This is a genomic window from Rhizobium sp. BK196, from assembly GCF_014193255.1.
Classification (GTDB): Bacteria; Pseudomonadota; Alphaproteobacteria; order Rhizobiales; family Rhizobiaceae; genus Rhizobium.
On record NZ_JACHZB010000001.1, the window covers coordinates 754,584 to 780,545 of the forward strand.

Sequence of the window (25,962 nt, forward strand, 5' to 3'; positions counted from 1 at the left end):
AATCCGCCGCCCGCACGGAGTTTGCGAGGAACTTGGGAGGAAGATGACGCAAGACGTGAAGAAGAAGCCGCCGCTTGCCGGCATCAGGGTCATCGAGCTTGCGCGCGTGCTGGCCGGCCCATGGGCGGGGCAGATGCTGGCCGATCTCGGCGCCGATGTCATCAAGGTGGAAAACCCTGACGGTGGCGACGACACCAGACACTGGGGACCGCCCTTCGTCGAGGGCGCGGATGGAGAAAACCTCTCTGCCGCCTATTACCACTCGACCAATCGCGGCAAGCGGTCCATCACCGCAGACCTAAAAAGCAAAGAAGGCCAATCGCTGGTGCGCCGCCTCGTCGCCACCGCTGATGTGCTGATCGAGAATTTCAAGCTCGGCGGCCTTGTCAAATTCGGGCTCGATTACGAAAGCCTGAAAGCAATCAATCCGCGTCTCGTCTATTGCTCCATCACCGGCTTCGGCCAGACCGGCCCCTACGCCAGTCTCGCCGGCTACGACTATATCGTCCAGGGCATGTCGGGTTTTATGTCGATAACGGGTGAACCGGATGGACAGCCGATGAAAGCGGGTGTCGCGATTGCCGATATCTTCACCGGCATCTATGCGGTCTCAGCGATCGAAGCCGCCCTCATCCATGCCCTAAAGACGGGCGAAGGCCAGCTGGTCGACATGGCGCTGCTCGATGTGCAATCGGCAGTGCTCGCCAACCAGAACATGAATTACCTGGTGTCCGGCCGTGCCCCAGTCCGGCTCGGCAACGCTCACCCGAACATATCGCCGTACGAGGTGGTGCCCACAGCTGATGGTTATCTCATCCTTGCCATCGGCAATGATGGCCAGTTTCGTCGTCTCTGCACGATCCTTGGCCTCGTCATCGGCGATGATGAAAACTTCGCGACCAACAAGGCCCGCGTCGCCAACAGAGACGCAGTTCGTCGGATGGTCTCAACCGAAACGCTGAAATGGCAAAAAGCGGATCTGCTCAAGGCCTGCGAGGACAATGCCGTGCCAGCCGGCGCCATCAATACGATCGAGGAAATGTTTGCCGATCCGCAGGTCAAGGCGCGCGGCCTGCGGGTTGATCTGCCGGATGCAGCGGGCACGATGATCCCCGGCGTGCGTACGCCGGTAGTGCTGTCGGAAACGCCGCTGCGATACGAGCGGCCGAGTCCGCGTCTGGGGGAACACAATGACGAGGTTCTGGCCGAACTTGTAGAATGGGAGAGGAAGACATCGCCATGAGAAGGAGGGAGCCATGAAGAGGACAGGCGGGCAATTGATCGTCGAGGCGCTGAAGGCAAACGGCGTAAAACGTCTCTCCTGTGTACCGGGAGAGAGCTTCCTCGCTGTGCTTGACGCCCTGCATGACACCGATATCGACGTGATCGTCTGCCGCCAGGAAGGCGGAGCCGCGATGATGGCGGATTGTTGGGGCCGGCTGACCGGCGAACCCGGCATCTGCATGGTCACCCGCGGCCCCGGCGCCACCAATGCCTCTGCCGGCCTGCACATTGCCCGGCAGGATTCGATCCCGATGATCCTCTTCATCGGCCAGGTGCAGCGGGATGCGCGCGAGCGCGAAGCCTTCCAGGAGGTCGAGTTCCGCCGCGCCTTCACCGAATTTGCCAAATGGGTCGGCGAGATCGACGATGCCGCCCGCATCCCGGAATTCGTCACCCGCGCTTTCGCGATCGCCACATCAGGCCGCCCCGGCCCGGTCGTGCTGACGTTGCCCGAGGACATGCTGCGCGACGAGGTCGAAGCGCCCCGCGCCAAGCGCTACACCCGCGTCGATGCCCATCCCGGCCGCAGCCAGATCGATGATCTCTACCTGCGCCTGTTGAAGGCCGAGCGGCCGATGATCATCCTCGGCGGCACCCGCTGGGATGCCGATGCCGTCGCCGATTTCCAGACTTTTGCCGAGCGCTTCAGCCTGCCGGTCGGCTGTTCCTTCCGCCGCCAGATGCTGTTCGATCACCTGCACCCCTCCTACGCCGGCGATGTCGGTATCGGCATCAATCCGGCGCTCGCCAAAGAGATCAAGGAAAGCGACCTGCTGATCCTGCTCGGCAGCCGCATGTCGGAAATGCCCTCATCAGGTTATACGCTGCTCGATATCCCCTACCCGGCCCAGTCACTCGTTCACATTCATCCGGATCCGTCGGAACTCGGCCACGTCTACCGCCCCGATCTTGCGATCTGCGCCAGCCCCGCCGATCTCGTCGCAGCGCTTGCCGATCTCGAAGCGCCGGCAGAACCGCGCTGGGCCGAACGCACCGAGCGCATGCATCAGGCTTATCTCGTCTGGTCGAAACCGCCGGCGACAGGGCCTGGCGCGGTGCAGATGGGGCCGATCATGGAATGGCTGGAGGCCAATACGAAGCCGGACACGATCTTTACCAATGGCGCCGGCAACTACGCCACCTGGGTCCATCGCTTCCACCGCTTCCGCCGCTTCAATACCCAAGCCGCCCCAACCTCAGGCTCCATGGGCTACGGTCTGCCGGCCGCGGTTGCCGCCAAGCAGCTTTTTCCAGAAAGGGAGGTCATTTGCTTTGCCGGCGACGGCTGCTTCTTGATGCACGGACAGGAATTTGCGACCGCCGTGCGCTACGACCTGCCGATCATCGCAGTCGTGGTCAACAACGGCATTTACGGCACGATCCGCATGCATCAGGAGCGTGAATATCCAGGTCGCGTCAGCGCCACCGACCTCACCAATCCGGATTTTGCAACCCTTGCCCGCGCTTATGGCGGCCACGGCGAGACGGTGGAAAAGACCGACGAATTCGCTCCGGCCTTCGAGCGGGCGCGCGACAGCGGCAAACCGGCGATCATCGAAATCAAACTCGATCCCGAGGCAATCACGCCAACGCGTACTCTGTCGGAAATCGCCCAAACAAAAAGCCGGTGAATACGTGAACTAACCCAGTTTACACCTCACCGGCTTTGATTGGTCGCTTTTAAGCGCTCTTAGTCGAGAGCGGCCGTGACGATGAACTCGACCTTGTACTTGGGCGCAGCGAGCTTGGCTTCACTGGTGGCGCGGGCCGGCGGGTTTGCCGGGTCGATCCAACCTTCCCAGACGGCGTTCATCTCGCCGAAATAGGCGATATCGGAGAGATAGATGATCGTCTGCAGGATCTTCGACTTGTTGCTGCCGGCAGCGGCCAGCAGCCGGTCGACTTCGCCGAGTGCCGACTTGCACTGATCGGTAACGCTTTCGCCTTCGCCGACCTGGCCTGCGAGATAGACCGTGTTGCCGTGGATGACGGCGCCGCTCATGCGGGCACCGATGTCGATACGCTTGATGCTCATCGTGTTCTCCTGTTCATTAAATGAAAGACGCCGCTTAAGGCGGCGTCATATTGGACCGGGTAAGGCCGGATCAGGCGCGAATGTGGTGCGTCTTCTGATAAATCGCCGTGGAGCGTGCGCCGGAGCGGCAGTAGCCGAGCATCGGGCGTTCGAATTCGTCGAGCGCATCGACCATGCCCTGCACGGCTTCCTCGGTCACGCCCATAGGTCCAACCGGCACATGGGTGATATCGAGACCGATTTCCTTGGCGCGGGCTTCGATGACGGCAAAGGGCGTCTGATCCGGGCTTTCGCCATCCGGACGATGGCAGACGATGGACTTGAAGCCGAGCGCCTTAATCTGGTCGAGATCCTCTACCGAGATCTGGCCGGAAACGGAGTATTCATCGTCGATCTGGCGGATATCCATCGTCTCAATCTCCTCAAAATGGTGGGCTGAAGGTCTACGACGCGTCCTGTCAAGCGTCAACATGTCTTCGCGGAACGCTCCTTCATCAGACGAATGCAAAGCGCAGGCCGTAGCTGCGGCTTTCCCCCGGCTTCAGCCAGTTAAATTCGCCAGCAGCCTCCAGTTCATCGCGCGACACCCAGCGATGCGACACGGGCTCGATCCCGATAATATGCGCCGGCGCCTTCTGGTTCCGCCAGATCTGCAGATGCGGCAGCGTATCGGCGCGGAAGCGCACCCGCAGCGTCTTGCCGTTGATTGCCGCGATCGGCCCGAGCCGGATTTCGGCAAAACCATCCTCCGTGGCTGGAGCCTCGACGCAGAAGATGCCACCCGGCTCCTCACCGAAGGCCCAGGGGAAACCAGCGCCCTCCAGCATCTTTCCTTCGAGCCGCGTTCCCGCGTCCAGCCATTTGCCGCCGATGTTCATATGGTACATCAGAAAGGTCGACACCGTTTGGTCGCCCATATTGACGACGCGGTCCTCGAGCGAAACCTCGCCGCTTGCCCCGTCGATCCGCCACAGCCGCTCGATACGCTGCGGCACCCCCTCGACGGTGGTCACATCAATGTCGGCGCGGCATTCGGCATTACCGTTTTCGAACTTCGTCCAGAACACCTTGGCCGTGTGGCCGGAAGCCGAACCGTGCAGCGGATAGATCTTGCCATCCGTGCCGGGAATTGGTTGCCGATGACGGATATGATCGGGACCGCAAGTAAAAAGGAAGCCTTCGAGCGAATGATCGATTCGCGGATCGCCATCGTCAGGTATGGCGCGCTTGGGCGCGATATCGATGCCCTCGACGACGCAGCCGCCGATATCCAGTACCGATCTTTCATCCAGCATCAGGCGCGGCCCGCGCGCCGCGGCAAATTCGATCATCGCTTGTCCTCCCGGGAATCTTGGCTGCCATAGGGTTAGGTGGTGCCGCCACCCTCGTCAATCGAGGGCGAAACGGCGGCAGACAACAGCGCAGCGGCGACTTCACGGGAACGTCATTTTCGCGCAAGCGTTTAAGAGTAAACGCGAAATACTGCTGTTTTTATCTTTTGTTCAGCACGGCTTAAGAAATTCCACACTAGCGTCAAAATTCGCAGGTGTGTGTCTGCCGAGCCACTGATCGAGGTGTGAGACGTGAATCGCTTTTTGAAATCGGCCCTTTCCCTTTCGGCCATGTTTTTGGCGCTCGCTGGCGTCACACCGCAGCAGGCCGATGCGCAGCAATATGGCCGCAACAGAAGCGATATCGTGCTGGTGACCCCGAGCGGCGAAATTCTCGACTACGTCCCGTCGGGCCGCGGCTTCGTCTATGCCCATGATTATCGCGGCAACCGCGTGTTGATCGATCGTTACGGCAATATCGTCGCCACCGAAATGCGCGCCCGCGGCTATTACTCGCCGCGCACCAACCAGGAAGTCTATAACGACGCCGACAGCAACGATCCCTATTACCCTGATGGCAACAGCTACGGCGACACACGCTATTCCGAACGCGGCCCGGTCACCGGCTCCATACCGCAGGATGCTGCCATCGAGCGACGGCAGCTTGAGGATCAACCCTATCCCGGCGACCAGCAGGGTCAGGACGACTACGCAGCGGTAGAGCCCGACCAGCAGTTTCCGCCGGCCGATCAGCCCCGCCAGGCACCGCAGGAACCTGTCATCACGCTCAAGGACAAGTCTAAGCCCGAGATCGTTGCCCTCCAGGTCTTTCTCGATCGCGCCGGCGTTTCGCCCGGCGTCATCGATGGCCATATGGGCTCCAACGTCACCAAGGCCATCTATGCCTATGAGCAGATGACAGGGACCAAACTCGATCCGAACAATACGGATGCGATCCTGGAAGAACTGCGCATGAATGGCGGCCTACCGGTCGTCAACTATACGATCACGGATGCGGATGCGGCCGGTCCCTACGTCGCACAGATCCCGGAAGATTATTCGCAGAAGGCGCTCTTGCCGTCCCTCGCCTACACCTCAGTCACCGAAGCGCTCGCCGAACGTTTCCACATGGACGAGAACTTCCTGAAGGAAATGAACCCAGGCGCTGATTTCACCATTCCGGGCACCGTCATCAAAGTCGTCAATCCCGGCGGGAACAAGGCCGGCACTGTTGCAAAGATCCTCGCCGACAAGGGCCGCAAGCAGGTTTTCGCCTATGACGACGCCGGCAACCTCGTTGCCGCCTACCCCGCCTCGATCGGCTCCACCGACACGCCCTCTCCGTCAGGTACGGTGACAGTCGAGCGCGTCGCCTTCAATCCAGGCTACACCTATAATCCGAAGATCAATTTCCAGCAGGGCGCCAACGACAGGATCCTCGACATCCCGCCAGGCCCGAATGGCCCGGTTGGTACGGTCTGGATGGCGCTTTCCAAGCCCACCTACGGCATTCACGGCACGCCCGACCCCTCCAGGATCGGCCGCACCCAGAGCCATGGCTGCATCCGGCTGACGAATTGGGATGCGACGGAGCTTGCCAAGATGGTGAAACCCGGCGTGACGGTCGAGTTCGTCGATTAACGAAGTCTATTCGCCCGATGTCTCGGCCGCGCGTTAGCCCGACTGGAGAGGCAGAGCAGTTCCACCTGCTCGTTATCACAAACAGAAAATGCCCCGACACAGGTCGGGGCATTTTTCATTGAATATTACGATCAGGCAGCGCTGAGCATCGCGTTTGCCAGCCGCACCGCGACCGGGAGCCGGCCCGGCACCTTGCGGGTGATTTCTTCAGCGAAACAGAACGCGTTTTCTCGAGCCTTGTCGAGGTTGCTGACGCGCATCGGGTCCATCGTATGCAGCGTCCCGCCGCAATCGAAGATGTCGCGGAAGGCCGAACGCTCGATGATCGCCGTATCGAGAACCGGCACGTGACGCTCATTCAACAGCGCCTTGACGAGCTGCAGAGCACGGGTGGTGACCATGGAATTGACGCGGGTGAGCACGACCGAATGGCCGATTTTGATACCCGCCTTCTCCTCCAGATACTGCAGAAGTTCGAGAACCTGGGCGCCGCCGCGTGCATCCATGGCGCAGCCCTGGATCGGGATCAGCACATGGTCGGAGAGACCGACGGCCGTTGCCAGCAGCGGATTGCGCGCCCCCGGCAGGTCGATGATGAAGTAATCGGTATTCTGCTTGTTTTCGCTGACGTGCTGCGGCAGCGAGGCGGTCGTTACGAAGTCGATGACGCTGATGTTGGGCACATGGCCGGAGATTTCGTGCCAGCGCGAAATCCAGTGTTGCGGATCGGCATCGAGGATGGTGACCCGGTAGCCCTGACGGGCAAGTTCGGTGGCAAGCAGGAGAACGGCTGTGGTCTTGCCGGCGCCGCCCTTGGTATTTGCGAATGTGATGACTGGCATATTCTTAATCCTCGAAGGGAAATGGCGCGAGCCGGCATCGCTCGTTGTTAATCGCACTGTCGGAGCATCGTGCGGTTAACCCATCCTTTCCAATCGTGGTTAACAAACTGTTAAACGGACCCGCTGAAATTGCGGCCTGCATTTTTCACATCATCAAAAATAAAGATGCCCTAAAATCCGGAAAGCAACAAAAAAGCCCGGAAAACCTCAGTTTTCCGGGCCAGCTATTGGGTCCGCCTTTATCTGTTCAGAAGCAATCTCTGAACAGGGTCTTGGTATTTTCGAGCGTCATTGCAACCGGATTGCCACCAGCACTCGGATCTTCGATCGCCATTGCCGCCAGTTCATCGATCCGGTCGGGGGTGATTCCCATCACCGTCAGATTGTCTGGGACGTTGAGCTCGGAACGCAGCTTCAGCACGTAATCATAAAAACCGTCGAAACCGCCTGAAATTCCGAGATAGGCAGCGGCACGCGCGATCTTCTCTTCGATGGCCGAGCGGTTGAAGCGCAGGACAGCCGGCATGACGACGGCATTGGTCATGCCGTGATGGGTATTGTAAACCGCGCCGATCGGATGCGAGAGCGCATGGATGGCACCGAGCCCCTTCTGGAAGGCGACAGCACCCATGGCAGCTGCCGACATCATGTTGGCGCGGGCTTCGAGATCCGTGCCTTCCTTATAGGCGCGCGGCAGGAATTCTTTGACGAGACGCATGCCTTCCAGCGCGATGCCGGCCGACATCGGGTGATAGAAGGGCGAGGAATAGGCTTCCAGGCAGTGCGCGAAGGCATCCATGCCGGTGCCGGCCGTGATGATCTTCGGCATGCCGACCGTCAGTTCCGGATCGGCGATGACGACGCCCGGCAGAAACTTCGGATGGAAAATGATCTTCTTCACATGCGTCACCGAATTGGTGATGACGCTGGCGCGGCCGACTTCAGAGCCGGTGCCGGCTGTCGTCGGCACGGCAACGATCGGTGCAATACCTTCAACGGTCGCCCGTGTCCACCAGTCGCCAATATCCTCGAAATCCCAGACCGGACGCGTCTGGCCGACCATGAAGGCGACGCATTTGCCGAGATCGAGGCCAGAGCCGCCGCCGAAGGCGACCACGCCGTCATGGCCGCCGTCGCGGAAGGCCTTGATGCCGGCCTCGAGGTTCTTTTCATTCGGGTTCGGATCGACATCAGCGAAGATCGCCCGGCCAAGGCCGGCATCTTCGAGAATATCGAGTGCGTTCTTGGTGATCGCCATTGAGGCGAGGCCGCGGTCGGTGACGAGCAGCGGCTTCTTCATGCCGAGGCTCTTGCAGGCGTCTGCGAGTTCCTTGATGCGTCCGCGGCCGAGCTTTACGGCTGTCGGATAGCTCCAGTTGGCGGTGATGTTGGCGCTGCTCATGCTGTAACCTTCTTGAGATGGTAGGATTTCGGGCGCGTCAGATTGTGGAAGCCGATGATAGACAGCGAGCCACCACGGCCGGTTTCCTTGACGCCGGTCCAGCACAGAGCCGGATCGAGATAGTCAGCACGATTCATGAATACCGTGCCGGTTTCGATTTCGCGGCCAAGCCGCCCTGCCCGCTCCGCATCCTTGGTCCAGAGCGAGGCGGTTAGCCCGTACTGACTGTCGTTCATCAGCGCCAGCGCCTCGTCATCGTTCTTCACCTTCATGATGCCGACGGCAGGGCCGAAGGTTTCTTCACGCATGAAGGCCATGGAGTGATCGACATTGACGAGGATCTGCGGGGCGAGATAAGCGCCGCCGTCATCGGCCGGAAAGAGCTTGGGATCGACGAGCGCCTTGGCGCCCTTGGCAACTGCATCGGCGATCTGCTCGCGCACCACCTTGGCGAAACGCTTGTTCGCCATCGGTCCGAGCGATGTTTCCGGATCAAGCGGATTGCCGAGTTTGTAGTTCGACACCCAGGCCACCGACTTTTCGACGAAGGCATCATAGAGCGATTCATGTACATAGATGCGCTCGATGCCGCAGCAGCACTGGCCGGAATTATAGGTCGCGCCATCCATCAGCGTATCGACGGCAGCGTCGAGATCCGCATCCTCCATCACATAACCCGGGTCCTTGCCGCCGAGCTCGAGGCCGAGACCGGTAAAGGTACCGGCGGCCGCACGCTCCATCGAGCGGCCGCCTTCGACGGAACCGGTGAAATTGACGAAGTTGAAACTGCCGGCCGCAATCAGGGCCGAGGTCGTTTCGTGATCGAGGAAGACGTTCTGGAACACATCCTCGGGAATACCCGCCTCGACGAAGGCCTGCGCCAGCCGTTCGCCGACGAGCAGCGTCTGCGAGGCATGCTTGAGTACGACGGCGTTGCCCGCCATCAGCGCCGGAGCGATCGTGTTGATCGCCGTCATATAGGGGTAGTTCCACGGCGCAACGACGAAGACGACCCCATGCGCTTCGCGCTCGATACGGCGCTCAAACTTGTCGCTCTCTTCGACGACGAGCGGCGCCAGAGCATCGGCTGCGATCGAGGCGACATAATTGGAGCGCTCGTTGAAGCCGCGATATTCGCCGCCATACTTGATCGGCCGGCCCATCTGCCAGGCAAGCTCGGGCACGACGACATCGGACATCTCGTTGAGACGGGCAACACCCTTCAGCACCAGTTGGACGCGCTCTTCGAGCGGACGCTTGGCCCAGGCCTTCTGTGCCTTGCGCGCACGCGCCACGGCTTCCTTTGCCGCTTCGAACGAAAGCGCCGGACGCTCCGCGTAAACAGAGCCGTCAATTGGCGAAATGCATTGGATCATTGTCATGATCTGAATCCTGTTTTCTATAAGCCGCAGAGAAAGACACCTCGACTGGTCCTCCGCAAGAGAATCCAGCCGGGCGACCTTCCGCTTCGGATACGTTCTTAAGCTCTCTCGAAGCCGCGCGCCACTTCCCAATCCGTGATGCGGCGGTCGTATTCTTCCTGCTCCCATTCGGCAGCGCGGGTATAGTGATCGATGACATCGTCGCCGAAGGCTGCGCGCAGCATCTCCGATTCCGTCATCGCCTTGGTCGCAGCCCGCAACGTGCGCGGGATCTCGCGGATGTCCTTGCCGAAATAGGCGTCCCCCTCATAGGGCGCTTCCAGTTCCAGCTTCTTTTCGATGCCGTCGATGCCGGCGGCAAGCAGGGCCGCGAAAGCGAGGTAAGGATTGAGATCGGAGCCGCCGACGCGGCATTCAATGCGGATCGCCTTGGTTTCCTCGCCGCAGAGGCGATAGCCCGCCGTGCGGTTGTCCTTGCTCCACACGGCCTTGGTCGGCGCGAAGGTGCCGGCCATGAAGCGCTTGTAGGAGTTGATGTAAGGCGCCAGGAAATAGGTGATTTCGCTCGCGTGGCTGAGCAGGCCGGCAATATAGTTCTGCATCAGCGGTGTCATGCCGTGATGGCCGGCATGGTCGAAGAAGAGTGGCTTTTCTTCCAGACTCCACAGCGACTGGTGGATATGCGAGGAACTACCGGCGGCATTGTAATGCCACTTGGCGAGGAAGGTGATTGCCTTGCCCTTCGACCAGGCGATTTCCTTGCAGCCGTTCTTGATGATCGCATGCCGGTCGGCCATGGTGAGCGCATCGGCATAACGCACATTGATTTCTTCCTGGCCGGCGGAAGCCTCCCCCTTGGAATTCTCGACCGGGATGCCGGCACCCTGCAGGCCCTTGCGGATCGCCCGCATCACCTCTTCTTCCTTGGTCGTCTGAAAGATGTGGTAGTCTTCATTATAGGCGCTGGCGAGCTTCAGATTGCGATAGCCGGACGCCTGCGCTGCTTCATAACTTTGGTCGAAGAGAAAGAATTCGAGCTCGGAGGCCATGTAGGCCTTCATGCCCATGCCTTCCAGGCGCTTCACCTGCTTCTTCAGGATCGCGCGGGGCGAATGGGCTACTTCTTCATGCGTATGATGGTCGAGCACGTCGCAGAGCACGAGCGCGGTGCCTTCGAGCCAGGGAATGACGCGCAGTGTCGAAAGGTCTGGCTTCATCGTATAATCGCCGTAGCCCTTTTCCCAGCTGGTCGCCTTGTAACCGGAGACGGTCTCCATCTCCATGTCAGTGGCCTGCAGATAGTTGCAGCTATGCGTTTCCTTCCAGGCGCTTTCGAGGAAAAATTCCGCCTGGAAACGCTTGCCCATCAGGCGTCCCTGCATATCCACCTGGCAGGCCAGCACCGTATCGATGCGCCCATCGGCAACGTCCTGTCTGAGATCGTCGAGAGTATAGCTGCTCATGATTCATCCGCCTGAAATTGAAACCGGGAAATCGGGACAACGAAACGGCATGCGACCGCAGGGATCAACAGGTTCGATGCCTTTTCGTTGAACCGTGATGGGGCCGCGTGACGCGGCCCCGCCATGTGAGAGGGAAGCCTTGATCTATCAGTGCTCGCCGACAGCCTTTTCGGCCGCTGCGATTTCGGCCTGGCGTCGTGCCACTTCCTCGCCGATCGGCGGACCCTTGAAGCGGCGGCTTTCGAAGCCGAACCAGACGATGCCGGTCAGGATCAGGAAGCCCACCGTCACATAGAGCGCCGGTCCGTTCGGCGGCTGGATGCCGAGGATGAAGATCAGGACCATCGCCAGGATCGAGAGAACCGCGAAGAGCTTGAACATGCCCTCACCGAGGTTCCACGGACCCATCTTGTCCCACTTCGAGGTTCCCCAGGCAAAAAGGCCGAGCGCGATCGGGATCGCGAAGGAGAAGAACAGGAAGATGACCGTGCACGACACGACGATCGTGTAAACCGGCGTTTCGCCGATCGAAACGAGCGACGAGCCCCAGACGAACAGCACCGAGAGGATCGAGCCCGTCCAGATAGCGGCAACCGGCGTGCGGTATTTCGGGCTGACTTTCGAAAGTCCCTTCGAGGCAGGCAGGCCGCCGTCACGCGAGAAGGCGAAGATCATGCGCGAGACCGAGGTAACGGTCGCAAGGCCGCACAGCCACTGGCTGACGAGGATCGCGAGGTAGAGAATGTCCTTCACAACCGCATTGACCTGCGTGTCCATCGCCCAGAAGAACACGTTCCAGCCCTGCTTTGCCGCTTCGTCCATATTCGGCAGCATGAGCACGAAGGCGCACAGCATAATGTAGCCGAAGAGAGCCGACCAGAGCACCGAGGAGACCATGCCGCGCGGGACGGAATGCGCCGCCTTGACGGTTTCTTCCGATGTATGCGCCGAAGCGTCATAGCCGGTGATCGTGTAGATCGGCAGCAGCAGGCCGAGCAGGAACACCCATGTGCCCGAGGTCGCCGGCCAGACATTACCGCCTGCCTCGCCGGAATAATTGGCGAAGGTGAAGAGACGGCCAAACTCATAGGACGGGGCCGAAAGCAGGCACACGGCAGCGAGCGCGATCGCGGTCGCAAAGATCAGATAACCCGAGAAGTCCGTGAGCTTTGCGGTGAGCCCGATGCCCATGTGGTTCACGAGCGCCTGCGCGCCGGTGATGATCACCAGGAAGACGATGCGCACCGTCGTCGTGTCCGTCAGGCCGAGATAGCTCGAGCCGAAGGAGCCCATGAAGAAGTAATAGGTGCCGACGTTAATGGCGCCGAGAACGGTGACGAGGCCGAGCAGGTTAAACCAGGCGGTCAACCAGCCGGTGAAGCGGTTGCCGAGGATCGAGCCCCAGTGATAGAGGCCGCCTGCCGTCGGATAGGCGGAACTGATCTGCGCCATGGCGACGGCGAAGACCAGAGAAACAAAGCAGCCGACCGGCCAACCGATGCCGATGGCGGCACCACCCGCACCCGCGGTTGCCTGCGCCAGCGAATTGATGCCGCCGGAGAGGATGCAGATGATCGAGAAGGAAACGGCAAAATTCGAGAACGAGCTCATCCGCCGTTCGAGTTCCTGGGCATAGCCCATGGAATGCAGGATATGCATATCCTGCTTCTTATCACTTTCGGTATAGTCCGACATGACTTCCCCCTGTTGACAATCGTCCGCGGAATTGCGGCCGATCCTGTGCCAATAGTGCCCGTGGCTTTTCGCCTTGCGGGCTGTTCGCAGTTAAACTGCTCCCCGGGGTCTTATTCTTTTCAGGCTTCCAAACTTCTCTGGATGAGCCCTGTTAGATAGTCGGCCACGACCCCTTGGCCGGTATCGTCTGCGATGAGGTCGTTGCGGACCTCGATCATGACATTACGAAGCCCATTGGAAACGCCATGCAGGATCAGCGTGTGCGTCACGCCATCCTCAGGTCCGTAGGGTTCGTTGCGCTCGGTGCGGTAAAGCGGTGCTTCGGCCGCAAACTCCAGCATACGATCGGCAAACCGGCTGTCCTCGTCATGGAGGATGCCGAGCTCCACGGCGCGCTGCTTGCCATTATAGACAGGAGTGAAACTGTGGATCGTCACGATGACGCTGTCCTGACCCCTCGCCTGCCGGTCGCGGATCAAGGCACGCACGCCATCGTGGAATGGCAGGTAGAGGGCTTCCGTGCGGGCACGGCGCTCGCTTTCGGTCAAATCCTGGTTACCGGGAATCGTATAAATCTCGCTGATCTCGGGCATGGCGCCCGGCGAGCTCGGCGGCCGGTTGCAGTCATAGATCAGCCGGGAGAAACGTTGGTAGATCAGCGTTGAATCGAGAGCAGCCGAAATGGCGCGGGCAACGGCAAGCGCGCCCGGATCCCAGGCGATATGGCTTAAAAGCGCTTCTTCGGACAGGCCGAGATTACCGAAATATTCAGGAAGCGTGCGGGATGCATGCTCGCAAATGATGAGCACGGGACTCTTGCCGTGAACGCGTTCGATTGCAACGCAATCACCGTCCGCTTCGCTGAGAATTCGGGGCTGAACCAGCACCAACCGCACCTCTCCATCGCTTAATAAATTCTTTATAAGAAAAGAATTCTTCAGCTTTACCGCAGTGTCAAGCACACTCTGAAAATTTCTTTTCATGACAGTCATTGACATGGATTGTGACAGCGTTGTTAACTTTCACTGGGAAAGTGGCATCAGACCATCCCGGGGAGCAAAATCACGTGAGTGTCGCGGCTAAGACCGTTTCGGACGTCATTCATTCGCATCTTGGCGTGCTCACACGCGCCGAAAAGCAGTTGGCCGAAAGCCTGCTCGATAACTACCCCGTCTCCGGCCTCGGCAGCATCACCACGATTGCTGAGAATGCCGGCGTCTCCACGCCGACGGTCGTGCGCATGGTCCAGAAGCTCGGCTATAAGGGCTATCCGGATTTCCAGCAGCATCTGCATCAGGAAGTCGAAGCGACGATTTCCAATCCGATCGCCAAGCACGATCGCTGGGCCCAGAACGCGCCGGGCACACATATATTGAACCGCTTCGCCGATGCCATTATGGGCAATTTGCGTCAAACGCTCACCGATCTCGATACGGCAACCTTTGACGACGTCGCTGCCCTGCTCTCGGACCGCAAACGCACGCTCTATTTCGTCGGCGGACGCATTACCGGCGCACTGGCCGAATACTTCTTTACCCATATGCAGGTCATCCGCCCGAACACGGCGCTGCTCTCGTCCAATTCGTCAAGCTGGCCGCAATACGTCCTTAATATGAATCCGGGCGATCTGCTCATCATCTTCGATATCCGCCGCTACGAGCAGGAGATGGTGAGCCTCGCCACCGCCGCCCGCAAACGCGGAGCCGAAATCATCGTCTTCACAGACCAATGGGCTTCGCCTGCCGCCAAGCTCGCCCGTCACGTCTTTCGCGTGCAGATCGAGGCGCCGTCGGCCTGGGATTCCTCCGTCGTCACACTCTTCATTGTCGAGGCGCTCATCGAGGCGGTGCAGAACTCGACCTGGGACGAGACGAAGGAGCGCATGAAAACGCTGGAAGGCCTGTTCGAACAGACCCGGCTTTTCCGCAAACCCGGTTAGGAGGGACAGCTAAAAAGGGCAAAAACAAAGACGGATTTCGCGGAATCAGGACAGCTTGTCGCAAATAAAACATCTGCCGCAAGCTCCTGCTATTCATGACGAAATTAACGTCACGCAACTGTCATACAAGCTTCATCTAACGACAGTAACAGCACATCGGACACTGAAAACCCGAAGGAGAACAACAGTGATCTCTAACATTTCTCGACTGCTCTCGCTTTCTACTGCGATGATCGTTGCTTCGACTGCGATCGCAGCAGCTGAGCCGAGCGCTGATCTTATCGCTGCCGCCAAGAAGGAAGGCACGCTGACGACGATCGCTCTCCCACACGACTGGTGCGGCTATGGCGACGTCATTGCCGGCTTCAAGGCCAAGTACGGCCTCGAAGTCAACGAACTGAACCCGGATGCGGGTTCGGGCGACGAAGTCGAAGCCATCAAGGCTAACAAGGGCAACACCGGTCCGCAGGCCCCTGATGTCATCGACGTCGGCCTCTCCTTCGGCCCGTCCGCCAAGAAAGACGGCCTGATCCAGCCTTACAAGGTCTCCACCTGGGATTCTATTCCGGATACCGCCAAGGATCCCGAAGGCTACTGGTATGGTGACTATTACGGCGTTCTGTCGTTCCTTGTGAACAAGGATCTGGTCAAGCAGTCGCCGGCCGATTGGGCTGATCTGAAGAAGAGCGGCTATGCGAATACCGTCGCGCTCGCCGGCGATCCCCGCACCGCCAACCAGGCTGTCCAGGGCGTTTATGCGGCCGGTCTTTCCGCTTCCGGCGGTGACGCTGCCAAGGCAGGAGAAGAAGGTCTGAAGTTCTTCGCCGAACTGAACAAGGCCGGCAACTTCGTACCTGTTGTCGGCAAGGCAGCTCCGTTCGCGCAGGGCTCCACGCCGATCATCATCGCCTGGGATTACAACGCGCTTTCCTGGGGTGAAAGCCTGAAGGGCAATCCTCCCTTCGAAGTCGTCGTTCCGAAGACGGGCGTCGTTGCCGGCGTCTACGTCCAGGCCATCTCCGCCTTCGCTCCGCACCCGAACGCTGCCAAGCTCTGGATGGAATACCTCTATTCCGACGAAGGTCAGCTCGGCTGGCTGAAGGGCTATTGCCATCCGATCCGCTTCAACGATCTTGCCAAGAACAACAAGATCCCGAAGGAATTGCTCGACAAGCTGCCGCCGGCGGCAGCCTATGAAAAGGCCGTCTTCCCGACGCTCGAAGAGCAGGCAGCAGGCAAGGAAGCCATCACCAAGAACTGGGATTCCGTCGTCGGCGCCAGCGTCAAGTAACCCCTGATCCTGCCTCCCCGCCTGAAGGCGGGGAGGTTTTCTCACTCCGACGCCCCAGGATGAGCTTTTCCATGAGCACGGTTTCAACGCCTATGGTGAGCAGCGCCCCCTTGATCAACAAAGACCGCGTGATCGACTGGCTGGGCATTGCACCCTTCATTATTTTTTCACTACTGTTCCTGATCATCCCCACGCTTTATCTTGTGGCGGGCGCGTTCTTGACTCCCGAGGGCGACCTCACGCTGAAGAATATCGGCGATCTCTTTACGCCATCGATTTTGAGCGCTTACTGGATCAGTATCCGCGTCTCGGTGGCGTCCGCCCTCGGCGGCGCGCTGATCGGCTTTTTCCTCGCCTGGGCCGTCGTGCTCGGCGGCCTGCCGAACTCGGTGCGCTCGACGCTTCTGACCTTCTCCGGCGTGGCCTCGAATTTTGCCGGGGTACCGCTCGCCTTCGCCTTTCTCGCAACGCTCGGCCGCACCGGCCTTGTGACCCTCTTCCTGCGCGACTGGTTCGGCTTCAACCTTTACGGCACCGGCTTCAACCTCCTCTCCTTCTTCGGCCTCACCATCACCTACATGTATTTCCAGATTCCGCTGATGGTGCTGATCCTGACGCCGGCGTTGGACGGTATGAAGAAGGAATGGCGCGAAGCCTCTGAAATTCTCGGCGCTACCAACCGTCAATATTGGACGATGGTCGCGCTACCGATCCTCTGGCCGAGCCTGCTCGGTACCACGCTGCTGCTCTTTGCCAACGCTTTCGGCGCCATCGCCACCGCCTTCGCGCTGACCGGCAGTTCACTGAACATCGTGCCGATCCTGCTCTATGCGCAGATCCGCGGTGACGTTCTTCACAATGCCAACCTCGGTTACGCGATCGCGCTCGGCATGATCGTCATAACCGGCGTATCCAATGTCCTTTATCTCATGCTGCGCATGCGCGCCGAACGGTGGCAAAAATGAAAGCTCAACGTCTCGGAGCCTGGATCGCTATCATTCTCGGCGCGTCCTATTTCATCATTCCGCTGATCGGCACGATCGAATTTTCGCTGCGCATGCGCCGCGGCGCCTATAGCTTCGATGCCTATCAGTCAGTCTTCTCGGACGCTCAGTTCCGCGAGACTTTCGGCTACTCCATGGGAATGGCGTTTCTGACCATCATCTTCGGCATGCTGCTCGTCGTACCGACAGCCTACTGGGTGCGGCTACGCCTACCGCAGATGCGTCCGGTCGTCGAATTCATCACGCTGCTACCGCTCGTCATCCCGGCGATCGTCATCGTTTTCGGCTACCTCAGGATGTACAATTCGTCGTCCTATCTGCCGTTGACGAATTCGTCGATGGGCACCAACATCCTGCTGGTTTTCTCTTACATCACCTTGTCGCTGCCCTACATGTACCGCGCCGTCGATACAGCCATGCGCGCCATCGACGTCCGCACGCTGACGGAGGCGGCTGAAAGCCTCGGCGCTCGCTGGACGACCATCATGTTCAAGTGCATTTTCCCGAATGTCATGAGCGGCGTACTCTCTGGCGCCTTCATAACGCTCGCGATCGTCATGGGTGAATTCACCTTCGCGGCCCTCCTCAATCGCCCAGCCTTCGGTCCCTACCTGCAGCTCGTCGGCGCCAACAAGGCCTATGAGCCTTCGGCGCTCGCCGTCATCGCTTTCTCGATCACTTGGCTCAGCATGGGCCTGCTCAACCTCGTTTCCCGCTTTGGCAAAGCCCGCCCGGCTAAAGCATAAGGTATTTGGCTCATGTCTTTTCTCACACTGACCAACATTCAGAAATCCTTCGGCCAGACCCAGGTCGTGAAGAACTTCAATATGACTATCGAGAAAGGGGAATTCGTTTCCTTCCTCGGACCATCAGGCTGCGGCAAGACAACGGTTCTGCGCATGATCGCCGGCTTCGAAACGCCAACCGGCGGCACTCTGACGATCAATGGCAAGGACCAGCGTCCGCTGAAGCCAAACCAGCGCAACATCGGCATGGTCTTCCAGGCCTACGCCCTCTTCCCGAACATGACTGTGCATGACAATGTCGCCTTTGGCCTGAAAGTCGCGGGCGCTCCCAAACCGGACATCGACAGCAGAGTCAAGGAAATGCTTGGCCTCATCAAGCTCGATCATCTGGCAGACCGCTTCCCCTACCAGATGTCCGGCGGCCAGCAGCAGCGCGTTGCTCTTGCCCGCGCCCTTGCCGTCAAGCCGCAGGTCCTGCTGCTCGACGAACCGCTGTCTGCCCTCGACGCCAAGATCCGCGTTTCGCTGCGCGAGGAAATCCGCCAGATCCAGCAGTCGCTTGGCATCACGACAGTTTTCGTCACGCACGACCAGGAAGAGGCGCTCTCGATCTCCGACCGCATCGTCGTCATGAACGCCGGCAAGGCCGACCAGATCGGTACGCCTTTTGAGATCTACAATACGCCGGCAACGCGCTTCGTCGCTTCCTTCGTCGGCACGTTGAACCTCATCGAGGCCAAGGTCGTCGATCCCGACAGCAATCGGATCCAGATCGGTGATCAGGCTGTGACGCTGAAACAATCTGTCCAGACCTACAAGTCCGGCGATACGGTTCAACTCGCACTCCGTCCCGAAGCCGGTTCGCTTGCCGAAGGCACACACAGCGATACGGCTCTGACCGGTCAGGTCGTCTCCGCCCACTTCCTGGGTTCTGTCATCCGTACCCGAATGAATGTCGGCGGCAACGTCATCTCCTTCGACATGTTCAACAGCCCCGGCGTCACGCCGCCGTCTGCCGGCGAGACCGTGACGCTCCGCTTCATGGCCGCCGACCTTCTCGTCATCCGCGACTGATCGGAAGAAAAACGTTCTTGATGAGGGCGCCGTCAATGCGGCGCCTTTTTCATTCGTAGAAACACTGTCAGCAAACGTGATGGAGCTTTCACCAGAAAGAACTTGAAGTGGCGGGAACCATGCCGCATGGAGCAAACATTCCCGATCCACGAAGTGCCCCATCATGTCATCAGTCGCAGCCTCCGCTCCCCGCAGCCTGACCTTGCAGGATTTCCGCACGCTTGGCCTTTCCGCCCTTGGCGGCGCACTGGAATTCTACGATTTCATCATCTTCGTTTTCTTCGCAGCCGTGATCGGCAAGCTGTTCTTCCCGCCGGAAATGCCGGACTGGCTGGTGACGCTGCAGACCTTTGGAATCTTCGCCGCCGGCTACCTGGTGCGGCCACTCGGTGGCATCGTACTTGCCCATTTCGGCGATCTCTTTGGCCGCAAGAAAGTCTTCGCCTTCTCCATCCTGCTCATGGCACTTTCGACACTCGGCATGGCGGCAATGCCGACCTATGCCTCGATCGGCGTCGCTGCCCCCGTCCTTCTTATCCTGATGCGCATCCTCCAGGGTGCGGCGATCGGTGGCGAGGTTCCAGGCGCCTGGACCTTCGTCGCCGAGCATGTACCCTTCCGTCGCGTCGGCTTTGCCTGCGGCTTTCTCTGCTCGGGCCTCACGCTCGGCATCCTCTTCGGCTCCTTCATCGCCACGATCATCAATACGGTTTTCACGCCTGACGATATCGCCGCCTATGCATGGCGCCTGCCCTTCTTCATCGGCGGCATCTTCGGCCTTGTTGCCGTCTATCTCCGCCAATGGCTGCAGGAAACGCCAATCTTCTCGGAGATGAAACAGAGCCGCTCGCTGGTACCGGAACTGCCGCTGAAGGCTGTGCTGCGTGATTATCCCCGCGGTGTCGTCATCTCCGTCCTGCTGACCTGGATCCTGTCTGCCGGCATCGTGGTGACGACGTTGATGACGGCAACCTTCCTGCAGAAGCAGTATGGCTATACCGCCCAGCAGTCGCTGGCTGCCACCAGCTTCGGTACGCTGTTCCTGATCTTCGGCACGGCGGCAGCCGGCGCCATCGTCGATCGTGTCGGCTCCGGACGCTTCTTCCTGGTCTCGAGCATCTTCTTCGCCATCGCCACCTTCGCCTTCTACAGCTATGCCGCGGTTTCGCTGACGGTTCTCTTCGTACTCTACGCCATCATGGGCCTTGCCGTCGGCATGGTCGGCGCCGTGCCTTACGTCATGGTGCGCGCCTTTCCGGCCCGCGTCCGCTTCAGCGGCCTCTCCTTTTCCTACAATGTCTCCTATGCGATCTTCGGCGGGCTGACGCCGCTTGCCGTCGCCGCCCTGCTGCCGATCAACCCGATGGCGCATGCCTATTATCTGCTGTTCATCGCCGCCCTCACCTTCGGCCTCGGCCTCTACCTTCTAGCCAGGGGAGACAGCATCGAGGCTGAAGTCGGTATTGAGGAATTGACGGAGCGCCTCGCCTCCCGCACCTGAACGAGCAAACCCGCCAAGACAGGATATTTCGATGATTACCTGCTACCTGCGATACGTGATCGACCCCTACAAGCTGGCTGAATTCGAGGAATATGCCCGACTCTGGATCCCGATCGTCAACAGGATGGGCGGCACCCATCACGGCTATTTCCTGCCATCCGAAGGCGCCAACAACATTGCGGTTGCGCTGTTTTCCTTCCCGAGCCTTGCCGCCTATGAGGACTATCGCACCCGGATGACGAGCGACCTGGAATGCCAGGCTGCCTTCGAACTCGACAAGCGTAACCGCAGCATCATCAGCTATGAGCGCAGCTTCATGCGCCCAGTTCTCGGCTGATCGCCCTGGAATCAGTCCAGGCATATCAATCCGGCCGATCGGCATAAGACAGCACCATATGATCCTGGTCATGGCGAGCCTGATCATCATCGACGGCAGGATTTTTCGACGCTGACTTCACCCATCACGTCGCCGAACGAAGGGCCTTGCGCGCTGGCCGAGTCTTGGCAAAGGTGGCATTCAAGCCGATGTTGACGCCGAGCATTTGCAGCACGGCTCTTTCAGGTGAGGCATCTTGCCGGAAACTTCATGAAGCATTTGGCTCGGTCAACTGTCGCTTTAATCAGGATTTTGCGCCGACAGTTTCACGACGCAAATAAGCAAAGGAGGGGCTATGCCGCTTACGGAGCAGCAATTCTCTGAGTCCGTCTTCCGCAACCCTATAAATGCTCAATTGTTGATCCGGTTGCGCGCCCCCCAAATTCCCCAGGGCATTCTCACTGCAGGCTGCCTCGTGCAGACCGTTTGGAATCTGAAGTCGGGGTATGATCCTCAGTACGGGATAAAGGATTACGACATCTTTTACTTCGATGACTCCGACCTATCATGGGATGCCGAAGACGCCGTCATTCGCCAGGTGCAGCAGGCCGTCGCCGATCTACCCGCAAAGGTGGAGATCAAGAATCAGGCCAGGGTCCATCTCTGGTACAAGGATAAGTTTGGAGCGGACTATCCAGCCCTACAGAAGGCGGAGGATGGCATCGACCGTTATCTCACCCTCTGCACAAGGATCGGCATTCGCCTTCGCGACACCAGCCTTTATGCTCCTGATGGCTTGGGTGATATGTGGAACGGCATCCTGCGCCTGAACCCTCTCAATCCTCAGCACGAATTATATCTGATCAAATGCACCGAATACTTGCAGCGGTGGCCGTGGCTGACGATCGTTGATCGTCAAACCGCAACGACGATAGACCATAACCAGGACGTTCGCAACTAACACGTTCCGCTCTATCGTGAAGGTCCTATATACTGGGGCGATGCATCGATCAGTTGCCGAAAGTCATGAAGCTCGGCGACCACAACGCCAAGTTGGAGTTGGAAGGCTTTATGCGAACACGTCCTTCATTCCGGCTGCGATCAACGGATCGCCTTATCGTTGGCATCAAAGCGATGGATATGGGTTCCATCCGGCGTCGCATAAACGATCTCATCCGGCTCATATTTGTGCTCGCCGAACAGACGCGCGGTGATGAGTCCGCACTGCTCGGATTCCAGGTAGACGATGGTGTCTGCACCGAGATGCTCGACATGCACGGTCTTCGCCTTCCAGGTGCCGCTGTCGCGCGACAGCGTCAGATGCTCGGGGCGGATGCCGACCGTCTTTGCATTGGCGTCACCCAGCTTATCGCCGGCGATGAAGTTCATCTGCGGCGAGCCGATGAAGCCGGCAACAAAGACATTCGCCGGGCGATTATAGAGTTCCATCGGCGAGCCGATCTGCTCGATCGCACCGGCATTCAGCACCACGATCTTGTCGGCTAGCGTCATGGCTTCGACCTGGTCGTGGGTGACGTAGATCATGGTTGCCTTGAGGCTACGATGCAGACGAGCAATCTCAAGGCGCGTCTGCACGCGCAACGCCGCATCGAGGTTGGAAAGCGGTTCATCGAACAGGAAGAGCTCGGGCTCGCGCACGATCGCGCGGCCGATCGCAACACGCTGGCGCTGACCGCCCGAAAGCTCGGACGGGCGGCGGGCGAGATACTGTTCCAGCGACAGCATCGAAGAGGCCTTGGAGACGCGCTTTTCGATTTCGTCCCTGGCCGTACCCGCCTGTTTCAGCCCAAGGCCCATATTGTCCTTCACCGTCAGGTGCGGATAGAGCGCGTAAGACTGGAACACCATGGCGATGCCGCGCTTGGCCGGCGGCGTCAGCGTCTCGTCGCGGCCGTTAATGACGACAGCACCCGAGGTGACGTCTTCCAGGCCGGCAATGCTCCGCAGCAGGGTCGATTTCCCGCAGCCTGATGGGCCGACGAAAATGACGAATTCGCCGTCCTTGACCTCAAGGTCGATGCCCTTCAGCACTTCGTGCTTGCCGTAGGCCTTGCGGATGGATTTCAGTTGAAGCGATCCCACTAGTCTTTCCTTATAGTCTAACCGGTCGGCCGGTGCGCACGCTTTCGTCAGCGGCAAGGCAGATGCGCAGTGAGGCCACCGCATCATCCATATGGCGGGTAAGGTCCAGATCCTCGTTGATGGCGCGCAGCACGAAGGCCTGCTCCAGGTCACAAAGCGCCTGGTGGCCGGGTTCGCCCTCCATCGTCATGTCCTGATCGGGACGGATGAATTTGCCGTCAGGCCCAGTCTCTGCCGTATGCAGGCGGATGACGGAGGTTTTCGTATGCGTGTCGATATCGTCGGACTTCGCATTCGGGTCCATGACGATCGAGACGGCGCCGTTCGGCGACATCACATCCTTCACGAAGAAGGCCGTCTCGGAAATCATCGGCCCCCAGCCGGCCTCGTACCAGCCGACGGAACCGTCTTCATAAAGCACCTGCAGATGGCCGTAATTATACATGTCCGGCGCGATCTCGTTCGACAGGCGCAAACCCATGCCGCGGACTTCCACAGCCTTGGCATCGGTAATCTGGCACATGACATCGACATAGTGGACGCCGCAATCGACGATCGGCGAGGTCGTCTGCATCAGCGACTTGTGCGTCGCCCAGGTCGGCCCGCTGGACTGCTGATTAAGGTTCATGCGGAAGACATAGGGACCACCGAGCTTCCGCGCCTCCTCGATCAGCTTCGTCCAGGACGGATGATGACGCAGGATATAGCCGATCACCAGCTTCTTGCCCGCCTTGTTTGCCGCGGCCACGACGCGCTCCGCATCGGCAACGGTCGTTGCCAGTGGCTTTTCGACGAAGACGTCGCAGCCGGCTTCGAAGGCGGCGACGGCATAATCGGCATGGCTGTCGGAATAAGTATTGATCGAGCAGAGATCCGGCTTCAGCTCGGCAAGCGCCGTCATGAAGTCGGGATGGATAGTGTACTGCTCCAGCTCCGGCGCAAGCTGGCTCGGCTTGGAGCGGTTGACGAGGCCAACGATCTCGTAGCCCGGATTGTTGTGATAGGCGAGCGCATGGCTGCGGCCCATATTGCCGAGGCCGGCAACAAGGACACGGATCGGCTTGTCGGATTGGCTCACTTGACGGCTCCCGAGGTAATGCCGCGGATCAGCTGCCGCGAGAAGATGACGTAGAGAACAAGGATCGGCAGGATCGCCAGCGACAGCGCCGCCAGAACCGCGTTCCAGTTGGTGACGAATTGGCCGATGAAGATCTGCGAGCCGAGCGTCACCGTCTTTGTGGCTTCTGATGGAGCCAGGATCAGCGGGAACCACAGGTCGTTCCAGATCGGGATCATCGTGAAGACGGCGACAGTCGCCATTGCCGGCCGCACCAGCGGCAGCACGAGGCGGAAGAAGATCGCATATTCGGAGAGCCCGTCGATGCGCCCGGCATTCTTCAGGTCGTCGGACACCGTGCGCATGAATTCCGAGAGAATGAAGATCGCGAGCGGAATACCCTGCGCCGTATAGACGAGGATCAGTGCCGTCAGCGTGTTGACGAGGCCGGTCGCGACCATGCCCTGCAGGATGGCGACCGTGCCGAGGCGGATCGGGATCATGATGCCGATCGCCATATAGAGACCCATCAGCGTGTTGCCCTTGAAGCGATACTCCGACAGCGCAAAGGCGGCCATCGCCCCAAACAGCAGCACGAGGAAGATCGCAACGATCGTCACGACGAAGCTGTTCTGGAAATAGGTGGCGAAGTCACCCTGCCCCAGCACCGTCTGATAGCCGATCAGGCTGAAGGTGGACGGCGTGGGCACCTGCAGCGGCGACCGGAAGATCGAATTTCGGTCCTTGAACGAATTGACGATCGTCAGGAACACCGGGAAGATGGCGATCAGCGTGTAGCCGATCAGCGCCAGATGCACGAGGCCGGTGCGGATGGGGGATGTGCGCGCTCTGTTCGACATGGGCTCACACTCCTCAGAACTGGTAACGGCGCATGCGCCGCTGGATGGCGAAAAGATAGAAGGAGACGCCGGCAAGGATGATCAGGAACATGACCGTCGCGATCGTCGCACCCATGGAGCGATCGCCGAGCTGCAGCTGGAAACCGAAAAAGGTACGGTAGAGCAGCGTGCCCAGAATATCCGTCGACATGTCAGGGCCGGCAAGCGCGCCCTGGACCGTATATATCAGGTCGAACGCGTTGAAATTGCCGACGAAAGTCAGGATCGAGATAATACCGATCGCTGGAAGAACCAGCGGCAGCTTGATCTTCCAGAACTGCGCCCAGCCGGTAATGCCGTCGCATTCGGCAGCCTCGATGACTTCCTCGGGAATGCTCAGAAGCGCTGCATAGATCAGCATCATCGGGATGCCGATATATTGCCAGTTCGAGATCAGCGACACTGCGATCAGTGCCGGGCCGGACTGACCGAGCCAGGGTGCGAAGGCCCACTTCAGGCCGACGAGGCTCATCAGCCAGGGTGCGACACCCCAGATCGGCGAAAGGATCAGCTTCCAGATGAAGCCGACGATGACGAAGGAGAGCAGCGTCGGCAGGAAGATTGCCGTGCGGTAGAAGGCAACGAAGCGAAGCCGGGGCGTCGATAGAAGTGCGGCAAGCGCAATCCCGATCGGGTTCTGCACGCACATATGGATGATGAAGAAGATCACATTGTTGCGCAGCGCATTCCAGAAGTCATGCACCCAGCGGGCATCGCCGAAGAGAACCTTGTAATTGGCGAGTCCGACAAAGGTGGGGACTCCGTCAACGGTATTGTAGAAGGAAAGCCGGAGCGTTTCGATCAGCGGCAGGATCATGATCGCCGAATAGACGATGAAGGCCGGAAGAAGAAAGATTCCGATATGCCAGCGAATGGGACGCTTGATCGGGATCACGTCGACGGTGGTGTCGGCTTCGCTCATGGCTTTTGCCTGTTTTTATTGGCTGGACCATAAGG

24 protein-coding genes are annotated in these 25,962 nt (G+C 59.4%); 11 read left to right on the forward strand and 13 right to left on the reverse strand.

Annotated features, from left to right (window positions below; translation table 11 throughout):
- Positions 1 to 43: 43 nt before the first annotated feature.
- Both FHT78_RS03980 and FHT78_RS03985 read left to right on the forward strand, forming a co-directional pair.
- Positions 44 to 1,243 (forward strand): CaiB/BaiF CoA-transferase family protein, encoded by a 1,200-nt coding sequence (locus FHT78_RS03980; RefSeq protein ID WP_183740823.1) that lies wholly within the window; start codon positions 44 to 46, stop codon positions 1,241 to 1,243.
- Positions 1,244 to 1,256: 13 nt separating this feature from the next.
- Positions 1,257 to 2,915, forward strand: coding sequence for a thiamine pyrophosphate-binding protein (locus FHT78_RS03985; RefSeq protein ID WP_183740825.1), 1,659 nt, complete (start codon positions 1,257 to 1,259; stop codon positions 2,913 to 2,915).
- Positions 2,916 to 2,974: 59 nt separating this feature from the next.
- On the opposite strand, the gene FHT78_RS03990 is transcribed toward FHT78_RS03985, so the two are convergent.
- The 3 genes from FHT78_RS03990 to FHT78_RS04000 form a co-directional block, all read right to left on the reverse strand.
- A complete protein-coding gene (locus FHT78_RS03990) occupies positions 2,975 to 3,319 on the reverse strand; it encodes a RidA family protein (protein ID WP_183740828.1) in 345 nt (114 codons plus the stop codon).
- A 70-nt stretch (positions 3,320 to 3,389) separates the two neighbouring features.
- Positions 3,390 to 3,728, reverse strand: a complete 339-nt coding sequence (locus tag FHT78_RS03995) for a TIGR01244 family sulfur transferase (RefSeq protein ID WP_183740831.1) — start codon at positions 3,726 to 3,728, stop codon at positions 3,390 to 3,392.
- 85 nt (positions 3,729 to 3,813) lie between these two features.
- A complete protein-coding gene (locus FHT78_RS04000) occupies positions 3,814 to 4,650 on the reverse strand; it encodes a DUF4432 family protein (RefSeq protein WP_183740834.1) in 837 nt (278 codons plus the stop codon).
- A gap of 252 nt (positions 4,651 to 4,902) precedes the next feature.
- Between FHT78_RS04000 and FHT78_RS04005 the strand changes: the two genes are divergently transcribed.
- Positions 4,903 to 6,291: a L,D-transpeptidase gene (locus FHT78_RS04005; RefSeq protein WP_183740837.1), complete on the forward strand. Its 1,389-nt coding sequence runs from the start codon at positions 4,903 to 4,905 to the stop codon at positions 6,289 to 6,291.
- Between the two features lie 131 nt (positions 6,292 to 6,422).
- Here the strand turns inward: FHT78_RS04005 and FHT78_RS04010 are convergent, their stop codons facing one another.
- The 6 genes from FHT78_RS04010 to FHT78_RS04035 form a co-directional block, all read right to left on the reverse strand.
- Positions 6,423 to 7,133 carry a ParA family protein gene (locus FHT78_RS04010; RefSeq protein ID WP_183740840.1) on the reverse strand — a complete coding sequence of 237 codons (711 nt, stop codon included), beginning with the start codon at positions 7,131 to 7,133 and terminating at the stop codon, positions 6,423 to 6,425.
- 247 nt (positions 7,134 to 7,380) lie between these two features.
- Positions 7,381 to 8,535 carry an iron-containing alcohol dehydrogenase gene (locus FHT78_RS04015; RefSeq protein WP_183740843.1) on the reverse strand — a complete coding sequence of 385 codons (1,155 nt, stop codon included), beginning with the start codon at positions 8,533 to 8,535 and terminating at the stop codon, positions 7,381 to 7,383.
- Entirely contained in the window at positions 8,532 to 9,917 is a 1,386-nt protein-coding gene (locus FHT78_RS04020) for an aldehyde dehydrogenase family protein (protein ID WP_183740846.1), read from the reverse strand. The genes FHT78_RS04015 and FHT78_RS04020 overlap by 4 nt, the downstream gene beginning before the upstream one ends.
- Positions 9,918 to 10,015: 98 nt before the next feature.
- Positions 10,016 to 11,380, reverse strand: a complete 1,365-nt coding sequence (locus tag FHT78_RS04025; RefSeq protein ID WP_183740849.1) for a glutamine synthetase family protein — start codon at positions 11,378 to 11,380, stop codon at positions 10,016 to 10,018.
- Positions 11,381 to 11,527: 147 nt separating this feature from the next.
- Positions 11,528 to 13,075 (reverse strand): amino acid permease, encoded by a 1,548-nt coding sequence (locus FHT78_RS04030; RefSeq protein WP_183740852.1) that lies wholly within the window; start codon positions 13,073 to 13,075, stop codon positions 11,528 to 11,530.
- A 119-nt stretch (positions 13,076 to 13,194) separates the two neighbouring features.
- Positions 13,195 to 13,965 carry an N-formylglutamate amidohydrolase gene (locus FHT78_RS04035; RefSeq protein ID WP_183740854.1) on the reverse strand — a complete coding sequence of 257 codons (771 nt, stop codon included), beginning with the start codon at positions 13,963 to 13,965 and terminating at the stop codon, positions 13,195 to 13,197.
- A gap of 176 nt (positions 13,966 to 14,141) precedes the next feature.
- Here FHT78_RS04035 and FHT78_RS04040 point away from each other — a divergent pair, with 176 nt between their 5' ends.
- The 8 genes from FHT78_RS04040 (at position 14,142) to FHT78_RS04075 (ending at position 21,907) form a co-directional block, all read left to right on the forward strand.
- Complete coding sequence (locus FHT78_RS04040; protein ID WP_183740857.1) at positions 14,142 to 15,014, forward strand: MurR/RpiR family transcriptional regulator; 873 nt, start codon at positions 14,142 to 14,144, stop codon at positions 15,012 to 15,014.
- Positions 15,015 to 15,201: 187 nt separating this feature from the next.
- Complete coding sequence (locus FHT78_RS04045; protein WP_183740861.1) at positions 15,202 to 16,305, forward strand: ABC transporter substrate-binding protein; 1,104 nt, start codon at positions 15,202 to 15,204, stop codon at positions 16,303 to 16,305.
- 71 nt (positions 16,306 to 16,376) lie between these two features.
- Entirely contained in the window at positions 16,377 to 17,270 is an 894-nt protein-coding gene (locus tag FHT78_RS04050) for an ABC transporter permease subunit (RefSeq protein WP_183740864.1), read from the forward strand.
- Positions 17,267 to 18,055, forward strand: coding sequence for an ABC transporter permease (locus tag FHT78_RS04055; RefSeq protein WP_183740867.1), 789 nt, complete (start codon positions 17,267 to 17,269; stop codon positions 18,053 to 18,055). Before FHT78_RS04050 ends, FHT78_RS04055 begins: the two co-directional genes overlap by 4 nt.
- Before the next feature lie 12 nt (positions 18,056 to 18,067).
- Complete coding sequence (locus tag FHT78_RS04060; protein ID WP_183740870.1) at positions 18,068 to 19,129, forward strand: ABC transporter ATP-binding protein; 1,062 nt, start codon at positions 18,068 to 18,070, stop codon at positions 19,127 to 19,129.
- Between the two features lie 163 nt (positions 19,130 to 19,292).
- Positions 19,293 to 20,630, forward strand: a complete 1,338-nt coding sequence (locus tag FHT78_RS04065; RefSeq protein WP_183740873.1) for an MFS transporter — start codon at positions 19,293 to 19,295, stop codon at positions 20,628 to 20,630.
- A 31-nt stretch (positions 20,631 to 20,661) separates the two neighbouring features.
- Positions 20,662 to 20,967, forward strand: coding sequence for an NIPSNAP family protein (locus FHT78_RS04070; protein WP_183740875.1), 306 nt, complete (start codon positions 20,662 to 20,664; stop codon positions 20,965 to 20,967).
- Positions 20,968 to 21,301: 334 nt separating this feature from the next.
- Positions 21,302 to 21,907, forward strand: coding sequence for a nucleotidyltransferase family protein (locus FHT78_RS04075; RefSeq protein WP_183740878.1), 606 nt, complete (start codon positions 21,302 to 21,304; stop codon positions 21,905 to 21,907).
- 140 nt (positions 21,908 to 22,047) lie between these two features.
- Here the strand turns inward: FHT78_RS04075 and FHT78_RS04080 are convergent, their stop codons facing one another.
- From FHT78_RS04080 to FHT78_RS04095, 4 genes are read right to left on the reverse strand one after another with little or no spacing between them, the layout of a single operon-like run.
- The gene (locus tag FHT78_RS04080; RefSeq protein ID WP_183740881.1) at positions 22,048 to 23,049 is read right to left on the reverse strand and encodes an ABC transporter ATP-binding protein; all 1,002 of its coding nucleotides are present in this window, start codon (positions 23,047 to 23,049) and stop codon (positions 22,048 to 22,050) included.
- Between the two features lie 10 nt (positions 23,050 to 23,059).
- Entirely contained in the window at positions 23,060 to 24,127 is a 1,068-nt protein-coding gene (locus tag FHT78_RS04085) for a Gfo/Idh/MocA family oxidoreductase (protein WP_183740884.1), read from the reverse strand.
- Positions 24,124 to 24,966, reverse strand: coding sequence for a carbohydrate ABC transporter permease (locus FHT78_RS04090; protein WP_183740887.1), 843 nt, complete (start codon positions 24,964 to 24,966; stop codon positions 24,124 to 24,126). Before FHT78_RS04090 ends, FHT78_RS04085 begins: the two co-directional genes overlap by 4 nt.
- Positions 24,967 to 24,979: 13 nt before the next feature.
- On the reverse strand, positions 24,980 to 25,927 hold the full coding sequence (locus FHT78_RS04095; protein WP_183740890.1) for a sugar ABC transporter permease: 948 nt from the start codon (positions 25,925 to 25,927) through the stop codon (positions 24,980 to 24,982).
- Positions 25,928 to 25,962 lie beyond the last annotated feature (35 nt).

Excerpts from the sequence above, each read along its gene's own strand:
- FHT78_RS03980 (WP_183740823.1), top strand. The coding sequence starts at position 44 with ATGACGCAAGACGTGAAGAAGAAGCCGCCGCTTGCCGGCATCAGGGTC.
- FHT78_RS03985 (WP_183740825.1), top strand. The coding sequence starts at position 1,257 with ATGAAGAGGACAGGCGGGCAATTGATCGTCGAGGCGCTGAAGGCAAAC.
- FHT78_RS03990 (WP_183740828.1), bottom strand. The coding sequence starts at position 3,319 with ATGAGCATCAAGCGTATCGACATCGGTGCCCGCATGAGCGGCGCCGTC.
- FHT78_RS03995 (WP_183740831.1), bottom strand. The coding sequence starts at position 3,728 with ATGGATATCCGCCAGATCGACGATGAATACTCCGTTTCCGGCCAGATC.
- FHT78_RS04000 (WP_183740834.1), bottom strand. The coding sequence starts at position 4,650 with ATGATCGAATTTGCCGCGGCGCGCGGGCCGCGCCTGATGCTGGATGAA.
- FHT78_RS04010 (WP_183740840.1), bottom strand. The coding sequence starts at position 7,133 with ATGCCAGTCATCACATTCGCAAATACCAAGGGCGGCGCCGGCAAGACC.
- FHT78_RS04015 (WP_183740843.1), bottom strand. The coding sequence starts at position 8,535 with ATGAGCAGCGCCAACATCACCGCCAACTGGAGCTATCCGACAGCCGTA.
- FHT78_RS04020 (WP_183740846.1), bottom strand. The coding sequence starts at position 9,917 with ATGACAATGATCCAATGCATTTCGCCAATTGACGGCTCTGTTTACGCG.
- FHT78_RS04025 (WP_183740849.1), bottom strand. The coding sequence starts at position 11,380 with ATGAGCAGCTATACTCTCGACGATCTCAGACAGGACGTTGCCGATGGG.
- FHT78_RS04030 (WP_183740852.1), bottom strand. The coding sequence starts at position 13,075 with ATGTCGGACTATACCGAAAGTGATAAGAAGCAGGATATGCATATCCTG.
- FHT78_RS04050 (WP_183740864.1), top strand. The coding sequence starts at position 16,377 with ATGAGCACGGTTTCAACGCCTATGGTGAGCAGCGCCCCCTTGATCAAC.
- FHT78_RS04055 (WP_183740867.1), top strand. The coding sequence starts at position 17,267 with ATGAAAGCTCAACGTCTCGGAGCCTGGATCGCTATCATTCTCGGCGCG.
- FHT78_RS04060 (WP_183740870.1), top strand. The coding sequence starts at position 18,068 with ATGTCTTTTCTCACACTGACCAACATTCAGAAATCCTTCGGCCAGACC.
- FHT78_RS04065 (WP_183740873.1), top strand. The coding sequence starts at position 19,293 with ATGTCATCAGTCGCAGCCTCCGCTCCCCGCAGCCTGACCTTGCAGGAT.
- FHT78_RS04070 (WP_183740875.1), top strand. The coding sequence starts at position 20,662 with ATGATTACCTGCTACCTGCGATACGTGATCGACCCCTACAAGCTGGCT.
- FHT78_RS04075 (WP_183740878.1), top strand. The coding sequence starts at position 21,302 with ATGCCGCTTACGGAGCAGCAATTCTCTGAGTCCGTCTTCCGCAACCCT.
- FHT78_RS04090 (WP_183740887.1), bottom strand. The coding sequence starts at position 24,966 with ATGTCGAACAGAGCGCGCACATCCCCCATCCGCACCGGCCTCGTGCAT.
- FHT78_RS04095 (WP_183740890.1), bottom strand. The coding sequence starts at position 25,927 with ATGAGCGAAGCCGACACCACCGTCGACGTGATCCCGATCAAGCGTCCC.